The sequence below is a fragment of the Lysobacter alkalisoli genome, assembly GCF_006547045.1.
GTDB classification, from domain to species: domain Bacteria; phylum Pseudomonadota; class Gammaproteobacteria; order Xanthomonadales; family Xanthomonadaceae; genus Marilutibacter; species Marilutibacter alkalisoli.
Map to the genome: position 1 here is coordinate 2,778,230 of NZ_CP041242.1, position 14,105 is coordinate 2,792,334.

General features: G+C 67.8%; 16 protein-coding genes. 10 read left to right on the top strand and 6 right to left on the bottom strand.

What is annotated here, in order from left to right; all coding sequences use genetic code 11:
* Window positions 1–13 precede the first annotated feature (13 nt).
* The 5 genes from FKV23_RS12250 to FKV23_RS12270 all read left to right on the top strand — a co-directional run bounded on the left by FKV23_RS12250 (window position 14) and on the right by FKV23_RS12270 (window position 2,733).
* Window positions 14–445 carry a hypothetical protein gene (locus FKV23_RS12250; RefSeq protein WP_141624099.1) on the top strand — a complete coding sequence of 144 codons (432 nt, stop codon included), beginning with the start codon at window positions 14–16 and terminating at the stop codon, window positions 443–445.
* A gap of 27 nt (window positions 446–472) precedes the next feature.
* Entirely contained in the window at window positions 473–823 is a 351-nt protein-coding gene (locus FKV23_RS12255; RefSeq protein WP_141624100.1) for a nuclear transport factor 2 family protein, read from the top strand.
* A gap of 202 nt (window positions 824–1,025) precedes the next feature.
* A complete protein-coding gene (locus FKV23_RS12260; protein WP_141624101.1) occupies window positions 1,026–1,493 on the top strand; it encodes a pyrimidine dimer DNA glycosylase/endonuclease V in 468 nt (155 codons plus the stop codon).
* A 121-nt stretch (window positions 1,494–1,614) separates the two neighbouring features.
* A complete protein-coding gene (locus tag FKV23_RS12265; protein WP_141625183.1) occupies window positions 1,615–2,043 on the top strand; it encodes a VOC family protein in 429 nt (142 codons plus the stop codon).
* Window positions 2,044–2,331: 288 nt separating this feature from the next.
* Window positions 2,332–2,733, top strand: coding sequence for a BON domain-containing protein (locus tag FKV23_RS12270; RefSeq protein ID WP_244243994.1), 402 nt, complete (start codon window positions 2,332–2,334; stop codon window positions 2,731–2,733).
* Between the two features lie 146 nt (window positions 2,734–2,879).
* Here the strand turns inward: FKV23_RS12270 and FKV23_RS12275 are convergent, their stop codons facing one another.
* Window positions 2,880–5,054 (bottom strand): NHL repeat-containing protein, encoded by a 2,175-nt coding sequence (locus FKV23_RS12275; RefSeq protein ID WP_141624102.1) that lies wholly within the window; start codon window positions 5,052–5,054, stop codon window positions 2,880–2,882.
* Between the two features lie 124 nt (window positions 5,055–5,178).
* Here FKV23_RS12275 and FKV23_RS12280 point away from each other — a divergent pair, with 124 nt between their 5' ends.
* Window positions 5,179–5,568 carry a DUF1801 domain-containing protein gene (locus FKV23_RS12280; RefSeq protein ID WP_141624103.1) on the top strand — a complete coding sequence of 130 codons (390 nt, stop codon included), beginning with the start codon at window positions 5,179–5,181 and terminating at the stop codon, window positions 5,566–5,568.
* Between the two features lie 3 nt (window positions 5,569–5,571).
* On the opposite strand, the gene msrA is transcribed toward FKV23_RS12280, so the two are convergent.
* From msrA to FKV23_RS12295, 3 genes are read right to left on the bottom strand one after another with little or no spacing between them, the layout of a single operon-like run.
* Window positions 5,572–6,222 (bottom strand): peptide-methionine (S)-S-oxide reductase MsrA, encoded by a 651-nt coding sequence (gene msrA / locus FKV23_RS12285; protein ID WP_141624104.1) that lies wholly within the window; start codon window positions 6,220–6,222, stop codon window positions 5,572–5,574.
* A gap of 38 nt (window positions 6,223–6,260) precedes the next feature.
* Window positions 6,261–6,794: an adenine phosphoribosyltransferase gene (locus FKV23_RS12290; RefSeq protein ID WP_141625185.1), complete on the bottom strand. Its 534-nt coding sequence runs from the start codon at window positions 6,792–6,794 to the stop codon at window positions 6,261–6,263.
* Between the two features lie 35 nt (window positions 6,795–6,829).
* Window positions 6,830–7,102, bottom strand: coding sequence for a putative signal transducing protein (locus FKV23_RS12295; RefSeq protein ID WP_141624105.1), 273 nt, complete (start codon window positions 7,100–7,102; stop codon window positions 6,830–6,832).
* A 189-nt stretch (window positions 7,103–7,291) separates the two neighbouring features.
* Between FKV23_RS12295 and FKV23_RS12300 the strand changes: the two genes are divergently transcribed.
* The 4 genes from FKV23_RS12300 (at window position 7,292) to rlmM (ending at window position 11,528) form a co-directional block, all read left to right on the top strand.
* On the top strand, window positions 7,292–9,055 hold the full coding sequence (locus FKV23_RS12300; protein ID WP_141624106.1) for a glutamine--tRNA ligase/YqeY domain fusion protein: 1,764 nt from the start codon (window positions 7,292–7,294) through the stop codon (window positions 9,053–9,055).
* A gap of 406 nt (window positions 9,056–9,461) precedes the next feature.
* Window positions 9,462–9,743 (top strand): hypothetical protein, encoded by a 282-nt coding sequence (locus FKV23_RS17550; RefSeq protein ID WP_244244183.1) that lies wholly within the window; start codon window positions 9,462–9,464, stop codon window positions 9,741–9,743.
* 27 nt (window positions 9,744–9,770) lie between these two features.
* Window positions 9,771–10,346 carry a nucleoside deaminase gene (locus tag FKV23_RS12310; protein ID WP_141624108.1) on the top strand — a complete coding sequence of 192 codons (576 nt, stop codon included), beginning with the start codon at window positions 9,771–9,773 and terminating at the stop codon, window positions 10,344–10,346.
* Window positions 10,347–10,463: 117 nt separating this feature from the next.
* Window positions 10,464–11,528, top strand: a complete 1,065-nt coding sequence (gene rlmM / locus FKV23_RS12315) for a 23S rRNA (cytidine(2498)-2'-O)-methyltransferase RlmM (RefSeq protein ID WP_141624109.1) — start codon at window positions 10,464–10,466, stop codon at window positions 11,526–11,528.
* Between the two features lie 27 nt (window positions 11,529–11,555).
* Here rlmM and FKV23_RS12320 read toward each other — a convergent pair whose 3' ends face one another.
* Together FKV23_RS12320 and ubiH are read right to left on the bottom strand one after the other, a co-directional pair.
* Window positions 11,556–12,776 (bottom strand): FAD-dependent oxidoreductase, encoded by a 1,221-nt coding sequence (locus FKV23_RS12320; RefSeq protein WP_141624110.1) that lies wholly within the window; start codon window positions 12,774–12,776, stop codon window positions 11,556–11,558.
* A 10-nt stretch (window positions 12,777–12,786) separates the two neighbouring features.
* On the bottom strand, window positions 12,787–14,070 hold the full coding sequence (gene ubiH / locus FKV23_RS12325) for a 2-octaprenyl-6-methoxyphenyl hydroxylase (protein WP_141624111.1): 1,284 nt from the start codon (window positions 14,068–14,070) through the stop codon (window positions 12,787–12,789).
* Window positions 14,071–14,105 lie beyond the last annotated feature (35 nt).

The window sequence follows — 14,105 nt, forward strand, 5'->3', positions numbered from 1 at the left end:
CAACCGGACAACCATGACCATCAAGCACAACCCATTTCTCATAGCCGGCGCGGCACTCAGCGCCACTGCTGCGCTGCTCCACCTTGGCTGCATCGTCTTCGGCCCGTCCTGGTATCGCTTCGTCGGCGCTGGCGAGGAGTTCGCGCAGATGGTGGCTGCCGGGCATTGGTATCCCGCCGCCCTCACCTCGGCCATTGCCGCGATTCTTCTGGTCTGGTCCCTGTATGCCCTGTCCGGGGCGGGCCTGATCCGCAGGCTGCCTTTCACACGGTTCGTGCTTTGTGCCATCACCAGCGTCTACCTGCTCCGCGCGGTGGCCTTCGTACCGCTCATGGCGTATTTCCCGGGCAACAGCATGCCGTTCTGGCTTACAAGCTCGGCCATCTGCCTGCTGTTCGGCGTCGTCCATCTGATCGGGCTTCGACAGGTCTGGCCGAAGCTGTGATTCGCACCACAACCACTTCAGAAAACCATGTCCCACGAATTCGACCCGGAAGCATTTGTCCAGCGACAGCTCGAGGCCTACAACGCCCACGACCTGCAGCGCTTTGTCGACGAGTACAGCGATGATGTTCTCGTGTATAGACTGCCTGCGAGCGAACCGGTGATCGTGGGCAAGGCGGCGCTGGCCGAGCACTATCGCGCCAACCGCTTCAATCTCCCCGAGCTTCATGCCGAGGTCGTGAACCGCATGGTGCTGGGCAACAAGGTCATCGATCACGAACGCGTCACAGGTCTGGCCACTTCCCCACTTGAAGTCGCGGCCATCTACGAGGTCACGCCGGATGGCATATCAAAAGTATGGTTCGTCAGCGCCCGGTAGCTATTTTGGCAAGTCAGCAATTCGGCTCAACTCGGTGTTGGACCTCATGATCATCTCTTTCGAAGGACCGACCTTCTTTGCTGCTGACCTGGTTCTCTGGGACACTGCACCGGAAGAAGCATCGGCTCGTGACGCTTGAGCCGTTCATGCGAGTCGACGTCACGTCGCATCATGGCCTGCCCTGCTCCCCACTACCGCGAACATGCGCCTCTGGTCCCTCCACCCCCGCTACCTGGACGCCAAGGGGCTTGTCGCCGCGTGGCGTGAAAGCCTGTTGGCCAAGGCTGTCCTGAAAGGCGAGACACGCGGGTATACGCGACATCCGCAGCTCGAGCGGTTCCGCGGCCACCCCACTCCCCGGCTTGCGATCAATGCGTATCTCGCCGGCCTTCATGCCGAGGCGGTGTCGCGCGGGTATGCCTTCGACCGGAGCAAGCTCGGCCCGCTGCGCACGGTCGAGCCCATTCCGGTGACCACGGGCCAGTTGGCCTGCGAATGGAAGCATCTGCTCGACAAGCTGGCGGTGCGCAGCCCGGCGCTCTTCGATCAGTTCCGTTCCGTGGCCAGTCCGGTCTGCCATCCGCTGTTCCGCCCCGGCCCGGGCCCGGTGGCATCGTGGGAGCGGGCGACAGAGCGACCCGCCGGGAAGCGTCCGGCAACACGGCGGTGAGCCACGACGACAAGCTGCCGACAAGATCGCAACATCGATCAACGCCCGACTGCCAGACTTCTTCCCGAACAGCGTGACCCCAGCAACGGCGCCATTCCGGCGTCCAACCACGGAGTGCATGATGGAAACGATGGAATTACACCGCGGCCGCCTGATCGACCATGTCCAGCTTGTCGTCCGCGATCTCGACGCCAGCCGGCGTTTCTACGAGGCGGTGCTGGATGTCCTTGGCGTGCCGGTCAGCGGCGAGGGCGAGGGTTTCTTCTGGGCCGACGAGCTGGTCGTGTCCAGCGCCGACAGCGAGGCCGCGCAGGGCGCGCTGACCGGGCGGGTGCATCTTGCCTTCCAGGCGAAGGACGAGGCGATGGTGCGTGCCTTCCATGCCGCCGCACTGGCCGCTGGCGGAAGCGACAACGGCGCACCGGGCCTGCGTCCATATCATCCGACCTATTACGGCGCGTTCGTGCTCGACCCGGACGGCAACAACATCGAGGCGGTGTACCACGGGCCCGCACAGCGCAGCGCGGATTCGGTGAAGGTGACGTTCTAGCAACTACCTGGCGACTACGGCGGCCGGACCCGATGCAGCGGGGTAGAGGCCGCTGAATGCCTGTCGATGGCGATCCGCCGGTTCAGCTGCGGGCCGCCTGCACACGTGATTCAGCTCACAATAAAACGAAAATTTCGCGCATTGGGAATGCTTTGTTGACGGTGTGTCCATCCGCCGTTAATCGCAGACTTCAATGATGTTCACCCGCAACTGCGTAGCGTCGAATGCAAGCCATCCGCATCCGATCGCACTCCCCCCACCGCGGATGGACACCTTCGAGGAGGACACATGAACCTGATCTCCAGAAGCACGCTTCAGAAGGCCCGGCACGCGAGCCATGTTGGCGCGACCGCGGCGCTCGCGGCCATGCTCGTGGCGGGCACCGCCTATGCGGTCGTCAACGCGCAGGCACAGACCGAAACGGTGAACGAGGCCGAGTCGTCGCAACCGGTCGGCGACACCTGGATCACCACCAAGGTGAAGAGCAAGCTGCTTGCCCACAGCGAGACCGAAGGCACCGAGATCGATGTCGACACACTCAATGGCGTGGTGCATCTGTCCGGCGCGCTCGGCAGCCAGGCCGAGATCGACAAGGCGGTCGAAATCGCCCGCAGTACCGAGGGCGTCGTCGACGTGGACGCCAGCGGCCTGACCGTCTCGATCGCCGATACGGAGCATCCCGGCGAGTAGTCCCTACCGACATGAGCATGTGGGTCGCGACGCCGTGACGACTGTCGAACGATGACCGTCCAAGGAACGGCAATGCTCGCGATACCCTGGGCCCTGCTCCGGCAGGGCCCTTTGTCGTGCGGGAGGGTAGCCCGGGATCGCGCGGCTCAGCCCGAGGTCGAAGACGCCGGCCCCGGCTCCAGCTCCGGAGCGGTGATGGTCACCCGCAAGTCGCGGTTGGCGATCGCCTCGTTGCCGCTCCAGTCGCGGGCGGTGATGCGCAGCACGTAGTCGCCGGGGGCGAGTTCGGACGGTTGCCAGTAGCCGGTGGTGGCGATGCCGTCGCGCACGGTGTTGGTCAGTTCGTAGCGGAAACGGGTCACGGTGCTGCCGTGGACGGTGATGCCGCTGCCGGGGGCGTAGGCGATCTTCACCGCCTCGTTGGGTGGCATGCGGTTGAACTCGATGTTCATGCGCGGGGTTTCATGGCCGGGCAGCGGGCGTTCACCGGCATCGAGCCACTGGTAGCCCAGCGCGTACAGGCCGAGGCGGCGGCGCGGCAGGTTGCGGTCGACCTGGTCCCAGGCCTCGACCACGATGCGCAGGTCGCGTGCATCGGCCGGCACCTGTACGCGGCCGGCCTGCTTCGGCAACGACCGGTCGTATGCGTCGAGCAGTTCGACGCTGTCGATCCGCGGCGGATACGTGTCGGCATAGTTGACGAAGCCGAGCGTGACGGCATTGGTTTCGTAGCCGGTGGTGCCGACCGCCAGGTGCACGTGCGCCATCCGGTTGATGGTGCCGAGTTCGTCGCCGACGGCAAAACGGGTGCCGCGGCGGATGCGGACGCGTCGCGGTTTGCCTTCGTCATCGTCGACGAGCTGGAAGCGGGCCGGGTCGATCAGCGCGCCGCGCGGGGTGCGGCCAACGCGCATGTGGATGTATTGCAGGGTGTCGACCGCAAGGCCTTCGTTCAGTCGCTCCATGCCCCAGGCGGCGAACGGGCTGCCGACCTTGGCGTCGGCGATGGCGACCACCGGCTGGCCGACATCGCCACGGATGTCGAAACCGCCGTGCAGGTGGTTGCGGCTTTCGCCGCTGTAGTTGCCGCGGACCTCGCCGAGGGTGCCGACCACTTCGTGCCAGCCGGTCTGCGGGCGCAACGGCCAGCGGCCGCCGGTATCGGGCAGCGGGTTGAACGGGGACGGGCCGACCGTGGGTGCGGCACTGCCCTCCCCGGCCACCGCGGTCGCGACCGGCAGCGGCAATGCTTCGATCGCAGCATTGCCGCCCCGCGCGAGGCGATGGACGCGGTAGGCGCCGGCATCGCTGAAATGCAGGCCGCCTTCGAGATCGACGTCGATGCCGGCCGGGCGCGACAGCCGCTGCTCGCCACGTTGGGTGATCTCGTGCCAGCGTCCACGGCCATCGATCTGGACCACGGCCGATGGCCAGAGCGTGGTGACATGGAGGACGCCGTCATGGGCGCGGGCCAGGCCGACCGGGGTGGCGGGGGCGTCTTCGAGCAGGGTGTCGACCGCACCGCCGGGAGCGACGTGGCGGATGGCACGGTTGCCGGTATCGGCGACCCAGACACGGCCGAGCGCACTGACCGCCAGATCGGTCGGGGTGTCGAAGCGGGCCAGCATGCCAGGGCCGTCGAGGTGGCCCGGGCGCCCGTCACCGGCCAGCGTCCAGACGCGGCCATCGGGCTCTATCACTCGGATGCGGTCGTTGTAGGTGTCGGCCACATGGACGCGCCCGCTCGCGTCCACCGCCACGCCCATCGGGCCGTCGAACTGCGCCTGCGCGCCCGCTCCGTCGTGGAACCCGGGCTGGCCGTTGCCGGCCAGGGTGGTGACCACGCCGGCGGGAGTGACCTTGCGGATCGCATGGTTGCCGGTGTCGGCCACGTAGAGATTGCCAGCCAGGTCGAGTGCGAGTCCGGACGGGGTGTGGAAGGCGGCCTGCGCGCCGGAGCCGTCGGCGAAACCCTCACCGCCGCCGGCCAGGGTGTCGACGTTGCCATCGGGGCGGATCCGGCGGATGCGGTTGTTGTCGCCGGCATCGGCCACGTACACGGTGCCGTCGTCGGCGCGGGCCACGCCCCAGGGATCGGCGAAGCGCGCCTGCGTGGCCAGGCCGTCGTCCGAACCGCGCACGCCGTCGCCGGCCAGCAGCGACACCCGTTCGCTCCAGCCCCATTCGGTCTTCGGCGGGCCGAACTCCTCGAACGACGGCAGCGGCGGCACGCGCCCGATGAGGAAGGTCGCGGCCAGCGCCGCCACGGTCAGGGCGGCCACCAGCCAGAGCCAGGTATTGCGACGGGAAGTACGGGGCATGCCGGTCCTGGGGCAAGGTTGCGGGATAGCGGGGGATGCTAGCAGGACACCCTGGCAGGACGCCGGGGTAGGCTACGCTGGCACGCGATGGCACGCCCCGTACAGAACAAGCGAGGAGTTCCCGATGCACCCGGACACCCGGAAATACAATGAGGCCCAGGCGCCAGACGATCGGGCCATATGCCAGCTTCTGGCAGAGCAGATCGACCGCAACCTGACGGAAGCGGAGAACAAGATATGGCACGCCCATCCCGTATGGTTTCTCGATGGCAACCCCGTGGTCGGGTACAGCAAACTGAAGCACTGCGTGCGCCTGCTCTTCTGGAGCGGCCAGTCCTTCGAGGAGGAGGGGCTGGAAAAGGAAGGCAGCTTCAAGGCGGCTGAAGCGCGATACACCGCCGTCGACCAGGTCGACACCGGAAAGCTGCAGCGCTGGCTGGCCGAATCCCGCGACATCCAGTGGGATTACAAGAACCTGAGCCGCCGCAAAGGCCGGCTGGAGCGGTTGAAATAACGCTCAGGCGCCGGTCCCGACCGGGCAGCTGATGCCGGTGCCGCCCAGACCGCAGTAACCACCGGGGTTCTTCGACAGGTACTGCTGGTGGTCGTCCTCGGCGTAAAAGAACGGCGGCGCGGGGTACGCGATTTCAGTGCTGATGATGCCGAGGCCGACGGCATCGAGACGGGCCTGGTAGGCATCGCGGCTGGAAGTCGCGGCGCTGTACTGGGCCTCGTCTTCGCAGTAGATGGCCGAGCGGTACTGGGTGCCGACGTCGTTGCCCTGGCGCATGCCCTGGGTCGGGTCGTGGCCTTCCCAGAACGCCTTGAGCAGGGCGTCGACGCCGATCGCAGCCGGGTCGTACACCACCAGCACCATCTCGGCATGGCCGGTCAGGCCACTGCAGACCTCGCGGTAGGTCGGGTTGGGGGTGTAGCCGCCGGCGTAGCCGACCGCAGTGGTGAACACGCCCGGGATCGACCAGAACATGCGTTCCGCGCCCCAGAAGCAACCCATGCCGAACTGGATCCGCGCAAGACCTTCGAATGCGTCGCGCAGCGGGCGGCCGTGCACGTGATGGGCGTTGTGCAGGGGCATGGGGGTATCGCGCCCCGGCAGTGCATCGCCGGGAGCGGGAAGGCGTTGCTTGAAAGCACCGATGTTGAGCATGACGGTTGATTGCTGGAGCAGCGTGGGCTGCGATGGGGTCAATAGTGCAGCAGGGCGTGCAGCGGGATGTCCTCCGGCCAGCGCGCGCGGCCGCCGAGGGCATCGAGTTCGATCACCACGCCGGCACCGACCGTCCGCGCACCGAGCCGGGTCACCAGTTCGTGCGCGGCGGTCAGGGTACCGCCGGTGGCAAGCACGTCGTCGACGATCAGGGTGCGGGCGCCGTCCACCAGTGCGCCCTCGCGGGCCTGCAGGCGATCGTGGCCGTATTCGAGCTGGTACTCGACCTCGACCAGCGGCGGCGGCAGCTTGCCGGGCTTGCGCAGCGGCACGAAACCCACGCCCAGCCGCTGCGCCAGCGCAGCACCGAAGATGAAACCGCGCGACTCGATCCCGCACACCGCCTCTACCCCGGCGCCCTGCCAGGGCGCGGCCAGCGCGTCGATGCACAGGCCGAACGCGCCGGCATCGGCCAGCAGCGGGGTGATGTCGCGAAACAGGATCCCGGGCGACGGGAAGTCGGGGACGGCATGGACCCGCTCGCGCAACCGTTCGACCTGGAGCCCGCGCATCGGATCCCCGGTGCGGCCAGCATCGGCGGATGGACTCATGCCGGCACCCAATCGTTGCCGTCGGCGGTGTCGTCATCGTCGGTCGCGGCGACCGGCGGCTCGGACAGCGGCAGCCCCGCCACCACCTCGCTGGCCTCGGGCCAGACGCTGTCGGGCACGCAGACCGCGACCACGCCGAACAATGGCAATTCGCCCATGCCACCGACCAGGTTCTCGCCACGCAGGAACACCGGCAGGCCGGCGTCTTCCAGTGCGTGCTTTACAAGGTAGGCGTCGATCAGGCTGGCGGCCTCGTAGACGACCTTCATTGCCGTCTCCTCCGGGCGGGCTTGGCTTCGAGGATACCCCCGCGGGCCGAAAAGGTCCTCACCTCGTCAAAGGTCCTCGCCCTCGTCATCCCGAGGGAAGCCGGGATCCATTTTTGCTTTTGCTGCCTCCGGGCTTCCGGCCGGGCAACCGGATAGAATGCGCGATCCACCCCGCCGATGCCGCATCGCATGTCCGCAACGCCCGAAAAGCCCGTCCCGTCCGCTGAAACCCAGGGCGCGACGACCGAAAAGAAGGATTTCATCCGCCAGATCGTCCGCGACGACCTGACCAGCGGCAAGCACACGGCGATCAGGACCCGCTTCCCGCCCGAGCCGAACGGCTACCTGCACCTCGGCCATGCCAAGGCGATCTGCCTGGATTTCGGCATCGCGCAGGAATTTGGCGGCGTCTGCAACCTGCGCTTCGACGACACCAACCCGGTGAAGGAGGATCCCGAGTACGTGCGCGCGATCCAGGAGGACGTGCGCTGGCTGGGCTTCGACTGGCATGAGTTGCGCCACTCGTCCGACTACTTCGAGGTCTACTGCCTCGCCGCCGAGAAGCTGATCGCGCAGGGCGACGCGTTCGTCTGCGACCTCGCGGCCGATCAGGTGCGCGAGTACCGGGGCACCCTGACCGAGCCGGGCCGCAACTCGCCGTACCGCGACCGCAGTGTCGAAGAGAACCTCGACCTGTTCCGGCGCATGCGCGCGGGCGAGTTTCCCGATGGCGCGCGCACGCTGCGGGCCAAGATCGACATGGCCAGCGGCAACATGAACCTGCGCGATCCGGCGCTGTACCGGATCAAGCACGTGCCGCACCCGATCGCCGGTGCAGGCTGGTGCATCTATCCGATGTACGACTTCGCGCATTCGCTCGGCGACGCGATCGAGGGCATCACCCATTCGCTGTGCACGCTGGAGTTCGAGGACCATCGCCCGCTGTACGACTGGTGCGTGGACAAAGTCGATCTCGTCAATCACCCGGAACTGCTCGCGCCTCTGACCGGCAAGGGCCTGCCATTCGAGGCCGCAAAGCCGCGCCAGATCGAGTTCTCGCGCGCGAACATCAACTTCACCGTGATGAGCAAACGCAAGCTGATGACGCTGGTGCAGGATGGCCTGGTCGATGGCTGGGACGACCCGCGCATGCCGACCCTGCAGGGCATCCGCCGTCGCGGCTACACGCCGGCCTCGCTGCGCCTGTTCGTCGAGCGCCTGGGCATCAGCAAGCAGAACTCGGTGATCGACTACTCGGTGCTCGAAGGCTGCCTGCGCGAAGACCTGGACGCGACCGCGCCGCGCCGCATGGCGGTGGTCGAACCGCTGAAGCTCACCCTCACCAACCTGCCCGACGGCCACGCCGAATCGCTCACTTTCCCGAACCATCCGAAGGACGAGTCGTTCGGCGAGCGCCAGGTGCCGTTCTCGAACGTGTTGTGGATCGAACGCGATGACTTCGCCGAAGTACCGCCGAAGGGCTTCAAGCGCCTCATTCCCGGTGGCGAGGTGCGTCTGCGCGGCGCCGGTATCGTGCGCTGCGACGAAGTGGTGAAGAACGACGCCGGCGAGATCATCGAACTGCGCGGCACCCTCGACCCCGAATCGCGTCCCGGCATGGAAGGCGCCAATCGCAAGATCAAGGGCACCATCCACTGGGTCAGCGCCGCGCACTCGGTCGAGGCGGAAGTGCGCCTGTACGACCGTCTGTTCGATGTCGCCGATCCGGACGACGATACTGACGGCAAGACCTACCGCGATCACCTGAACCCGGGCTCGCGCCGCGTCGTCACCGGTCATGTGGAGCCGTCCGCGGCCGGAGCCGCTCCGGAACAGGCCTTCCAGTTCGAGCGCCTCGGTTATTTCGTCGCCGACCGCTACGATCACGCGGCGGACAAGCCGGTGTTCAACCGCGCTGTGACGTTACGCGATACCTGGGCGACAAAAGGCTGAGCCTTTTTCCTCGCCGCTCATGCCCCGGGTGCGCTTCGTTTGCCCGGGCTACATACTGAGGGTCGTGGCATTGTGGCCACGTTCGCCCGCGCTGGCCTAACCTGTCAGGCAACCGGCAACTCGACAAGGCTACGGCCGCGCCCGGGATAGGACGGGCAGGTAGATCATCCCGGGTGCGCCGCCTGCCCAGGCCGCTAAACCGGCCCCACCAGCTCCATGACCATCGTCCAGGGAGGTTCGCATGTCCATCGCACGCATCCGCCATCGTTTTGCCACGCTGTTCATCACCATGCTGTTCGCCAGCACGTTGTTCGCGCTGGCCGCCTGCGCCGCACCTCCCACGACCGCTCCGGCCGCGACCTATGACGACGTCGCCCCCGCAGCAGCCACTCCGGCCGCCGATCCGATGAACCTGCCCGGCGCGCAGGAACCGGCATCCGGCCCGGTCCAGGTCGACAGGAGCTGCAAGACCAATGCCGACTGCACGGTCAAGGACGTCGGCAACTGCTGCGGCTACTACCCGGCCTGCGTCAACGTGAACAGCCCGACCGATCCCGAGGGCGTGCGCGCCGCCTGCGCGAAGTCCGGGATGATGTCGGTCTGTGGGTTCCGCGAGATCAGCAGCTGCCAATGCGTCGAAGGCAAGTGCGAGGCGGCCAACGGCGGCGCCCTGCCCGCCATCGAGTAAAGACAAACGAGTAAGGACACACGCTGCATGCTCTACGCCCAGGTCCACCTGACCCTGCCCGCATGGGTGCACGAAGTGGCCGATGCCGCGCGCGCCTACCCGGACGACGGCGACAAGGTCGCGCTGGCGATCGAACTGTCGCGCCGCAATGTCGAAGCCGACAGCGGCGGCCCGTTCGGCGCCGCCGTGTTCGGCCCGGACGACCGCATCATCGCGATCGGTGTGAACCGCGTCGTGCCGCAGAGCTGCTCGGTGGCGCACGCCGAGAACATGGCCTACATGCTGGCCCAGCAGCGCACCCAACGCCCGCGCCTGAACCGCGATGCCGACGACAACCCGGTCGGCCCGATCACCCTCGCCACGTCGTCACAGCCGTGCTGCCAGTGCTACGGTGCGACGGTATGGGCCGGCATCGACCGGTTGCTGATCGGCGCCCGCAGCGAGGACGTGGAAAGCCTGACCGAGTTCGACGAGGGTCCGCTGCCGGCGGACTGGGTCGGCGAATTGAACAAGCGCGGGATCGAAGTCGTGCGCGACATCAATCGCGACGCCGCACGCGAAGTGCTGCGCATGTATGGCGAGTCCGACGGCGCACGCTATTGATTCTCACGGACGCGCGTTGTCCTGTAGCCCGGGTAAGGCCAAGCCGCACCCGGGGCTGGCGGCCGATCATCCCGGTTGCGGCTTCGCCCTGCCCGGGCTACGAACGATGGAGCCCTGATGCCTGACGCCCTGTTCTGCCATTGCCGTGCCGGCTTCGAGCCGGAGCTTGCCGCCGAACTGACCGAGCGCGCCGCATCGCTCGGCCATGCCGGCTATGCGCGTACCGAGCGCGGCAGCGGCTTCGTCGAGTTCATCTGCGACGAAGCAACACAACTGGCGCGACAGCTGCCATTTGCCTCGCTGATCTTCGCCCGGCAGAAACTGTTGCGGCTGGCCGAGTTGCGCGGATTCGATCCGAAGGACCGCATCGGTCCGATCCTGGCGGTGCTCGATACCGCAGTACGGCGGCGCGACAGTGAGCCATTCGGCGACCTGTGGGTCGAACACCCGGACTCGGACGATGCGCGGCCGCTGTCCGGCCTCGCCCGCAGCTTCGGCAACGCGCTGCGGCCGGCCCTGCGCAAGGCCGGCTGGCTGACCGCGCGCGAAGATGCCCGCCTGCCGAGGCTGCATGTCGTGTTCCTGGCCGGCGACCACCTCGTGCTCGGCCGCAGCCACCCCGGCGACAGCGCGCCGTGGCCGCAGGGCATCGCGCGCCTGCGCATGCACCCGCAGGCGCCGAGCCGTTCGGCATTGAAGCTGGAAGAAGCGCTGCTCACCCTGCTCGACGAAGACGAGCGCAGCGAACTGCTGCGCGAAGGGCTGACCGGCGCCGACCTCGGCGCCGCGCCGGGCGGCTGGACCTGGGTGATGCTGCACCACGGCCTGCACATGACCGCGGTCGACAACGGCCCGCTGCGCGCACATCTGTTCGACGACGGCCGGCTCGAACACCTGCGCGCCGACGGCTTCCGCTGGCAACCGGAGGGCACGCTGGACTGGATGGTCTGCGACATGGTCGAGCAGCCGCGCCGCGTCGCCGAACGCATGGCAAGCTGGCTGCGCGAAGGATGGTGCCGGCAGACGATCTTCAACCTGAAACTGCCGATGAAGAAGCGCTGGGACGAAACCCGGCTGTGCCTGGATCTGTTCGCCAAGCAGGTCGGCGGGCCCGTGGACATCCGCGCGAGGCAGCTCTACCACGACCGCGAGGAAATCACGGTGTTCGCGCGACGGAAATGATGTCTCCTCCCCTTGAAGGGGAGGGAATCAAAGCCCCGCCGCGCGCCTCCAGAACGCGTGCGTCAGCGGCGGAATCTTGCCGACCAGCCCCATCAGCGGGCCGCGCAACAGGGTCGGCAGCATGGCGTCGTTGGAGAATAGCTGGTTGAGGCCGTCGAAGGCATGGGCGGCAACTGAGTTCTCGCTCTTGCGCGTGCGCGCCCAACGCGCGAGGCGCGATGGCGAAGCGATGTCGCCACCGCGCTTCATTGCATCGGCCACCATCGCACGCAACGCAGCCACATCGCGCAGGCCGAGATTGACGCCCTGCCCGGCCAACGGATGGACGACATGGGCGGCATCGCCCACCAGCGCCACGCGTCCGGCGACCACGGTCTCGGCCAGCTGCCGCTTGAGCGGGAACGCGACCCGCCTCGACACCGCCCGCATCGCTCCGAGCGGGCCGTCGAAGGCGCGATCGAGCTCGCAAAGGAACGCCGCCTCGTCGCAGTCGCGCAGGCGCAGGGCCTCGGCCTCGGGCAGGGTCCAGACGATCGAGCTGCGGCGCGCACCCTCGTCGGCAGCATCCACTCCAACCGCATCGCCTTCACGGAAGGGCAGGAATGCCAGCGGCCCGGTCGGCAGGAAGCGCTGCCAGCAGGTTTCGCGATGTGGTTGTTCGTGGTCGATGAAAGCGACCAGGCCGCTCTGGCCATGATCGCGGGTGGTGGTATCGATGCCCGCCATGGCACGCAGTTGCGAGTCGCCGCCGTCGGCCGCCAGCACCAGCCGGGCATGCAGGCGCAGGCCGGATTCGAGCTGCAAGCTGGCCGATGCGTCATCGGTCTGATCGAGTGCGACGACCCGGTCCGGACAATGCAGGTCGACCCCGGCCGCCGGCAACGCCGACCACAGCCGGTCGACCAGCAGACCATGTTCGACGATCCAGCCCAGCTCCCGGCGGGCGAAGGCATCGGCCTCGAACACCAGCGGGTCGCCTCCGGCCGCGTCCCAGACCCGCATCGCGCGGTAGGGCTGCAGACGCGCGGCGCGCACCCCGGCCCAGACACCTAGACCGTCGAGCAGGGCGGCATTGTCGGGTGCGAAGGCGTAGACGCGCAGGTCCGGCGCGTCCACGCGCCAGGGCGACGGCGTGCGCGCCTCGACCAGCGCCACGCGCAGGCCGTCGCGGGCGAAGGCCAGCGCCGCCGCGGCGCCGACCACGCCGGCGCCGACCACGGCGATGTCGTAGAGATCGCGCCGACTCATGCCCGGATCCTCATGTCATGCTCCTTTCGGCACCGGCACGACACAGCGTCGGCACGTGGCCGCGATAGCCAAGCGCGCCGCCGACGATGGCCGCCTGCGCCGACGGCAGGCGATCCAGCGCGAACAGGCCGAGGCTGCGCAGCGGCCCCAGCCACGGCAAGTCGTTGGCGGTCAGCCGGGCCAGGCCATGGGAAAAGGCGAGGGTCTGCTCGCGGTCGACCTGACGCCGTTCGACATGCGCGGCCAGCAGTTCCGCCGCACCGCAATCGGCGGCCGGATCGGTGGTACGAGCGGCCTCGATCAATTCGGCCAGGGTCAGCGCATCGCGCAGGCCGAGGTTGAAACCCTGCGCACCGACCGGATGCACGGTCTGCGCGGCATTGCCGACCAGCACCGCACGCGGGGCGGTCAGGCGCCGGGCAACGGTACGGATGGCCGGGTAGGTGCTGGGCCGGCCACAGGACAGGAAACGGCCGACACGCCAACCGAACACCTCCTGCACGCGCTGCAGGAAATCAGGCTCGTCGAGTGCGGCCACGGCTTCGGCCTCGCTGCTGGCAACGCCGTGCACCAGGCCGAAATGACGGTCGCCGCGCGGCAGCAGCGCGGTCGGACCGTGCTCGCCCAGACGCTCGTAGGCGGTGCCATCGGGTGCGCGCTCGGTGCGCAGGCGCGACACGAACAGGGTCTGGCCGTAGTCGTGCGAGTCGCTTTCGATACCCAGCGCATCGCGCACCTGGCTGCGGGTGCCGTCGGCGGCCACCAGCAGGCGGGTGTGCAGGACGCGCTCGCCGGCATCGTCGGACACACGCACGGCGCGATATCCGTTGATCGAAGCGGCATCGGCCAGGCCGGACTCGAGCCCGACGAAACGCACCGGCCGGTAGCGCATCAGCTTGGGCAGTTCGGCCAGTCGCGCTTCCAGCGCATCGCCAAAGTCGCGCGCGATCACCACCTGGCCAAAGGCCTCGCGGCCATGATCGTGGGCCTCAAGCACGGCACGACCAAAGTCGCCGCAGCGGCTGATGTGGATGCGGCGGATGGCCCCGGTCGGCGCATGCAGTTTCTGCATAACCCCGAGCGCGGTCAGTGCGTTGACGGTGGCCTCGGCGAAGCTGAGGTTGCGCTCGTCGAACACGGCCGGCAGCGAACCGGGCGGGGCCGCCTCGATCAGGCCGACATCGAGGCCGAGGCGATCCAGTGCGATGGCAAGGCTGGCACCGACCAGGCCGCCACCGACGATCAGAACGTCGTGGCAGGGCGGAGTATTGGCAGGGTCTGGGTCGACAGGCATGCCCTACAGTGTATCTCCCCGGCACCTTGTACTGC

Excerpts from the sequence above, each read along its gene's own strand:
- FKV23_RS12275 (WP_141624102.1), bottom strand. The coding sequence starts at position 5,054 with ATGCCCCGTACTTCCCGTCGCAATACCTGGCTCTGGCTGGTGGCCGCC.
- FKV23_RS17550 (WP_244244183.1), top strand. The coding sequence starts at position 9,462 with ATGAACCTGCCCGGCGCGCAGGAACCGGCATCCGGCCCGGTCCAGGTC.
- FKV23_RS12260 (WP_141624101.1), top strand. The coding sequence starts at position 1,026 with ATGCGCCTCTGGTCCCTCCACCCCCGCTACCTGGACGCCAAGGGGCTT.
- msrA (WP_141624104.1), bottom strand. The coding sequence starts at position 6,222 with ATGCTCAACATCGGTGCTTTCAAGCAACGCCTTCCCGCTCCCGGCGAT.
- FKV23_RS12295 (WP_141624105.1), bottom strand. The coding sequence starts at position 7,102 with ATGAAGGTCGTCTACGAGGCCGCCAGCCTGATCGACGCCTACCTTGTA.
- ubiH (WP_141624111.1), bottom strand. The coding sequence starts at position 14,070 with ATGCCTGTCGACCCAGACCCTGCCAATACTCCGCCCTGCCACGACGTT.
- FKV23_RS12265 (WP_141625183.1), top strand. The coding sequence starts at position 1,615 with ATGGAAACGATGGAATTACACCGCGGCCGCCTGATCGACCATGTCCAG.
- FKV23_RS12250 (WP_141624099.1), top strand. The coding sequence starts at position 14 with ATGACCATCAAGCACAACCCATTTCTCATAGCCGGCGCGGCACTCAGC.
- FKV23_RS12290 (WP_141625185.1), bottom strand. The coding sequence starts at position 6,794 with ATGCGCGGGCTCCAGGTCGAACGGTTGCGCGAGCGGGTCCATGCCGTC.
- FKV23_RS12310 (WP_141624108.1), top strand. The coding sequence starts at position 9,771 with ATGCTCTACGCCCAGGTCCACCTGACCCTGCCCGCATGGGTGCACGAA.
- FKV23_RS12280 (WP_141624103.1), top strand. The coding sequence starts at position 5,179 with ATGCACCCGGACACCCGGAAATACAATGAGGCCCAGGCGCCAGACGAT.
- rlmM (WP_141624109.1), top strand. The coding sequence starts at position 10,464 with ATGCCTGACGCCCTGTTCTGCCATTGCCGTGCCGGCTTCGAGCCGGAG.
- FKV23_RS12320 (WP_141624110.1), bottom strand. The coding sequence starts at position 12,776 with ATGAGTCGGCGCGATCTCTACGACATCGCCGTGGTCGGCGCCGGCGTG.
- FKV23_RS12255 (WP_141624100.1), top strand. The coding sequence starts at position 473 with ATGTCCCACGAATTCGACCCGGAAGCATTTGTCCAGCGACAGCTCGAG.
- FKV23_RS12300 (WP_141624106.1), top strand. The coding sequence starts at position 7,292 with ATGTCCGCAACGCCCGAAAAGCCCGTCCCGTCCGCTGAAACCCAGGGC.
- FKV23_RS12270 (WP_244243994.1), top strand. The coding sequence starts at position 2,332 with ATGAACCTGATCTCCAGAAGCACGCTTCAGAAGGCCCGGCACGCGAGC.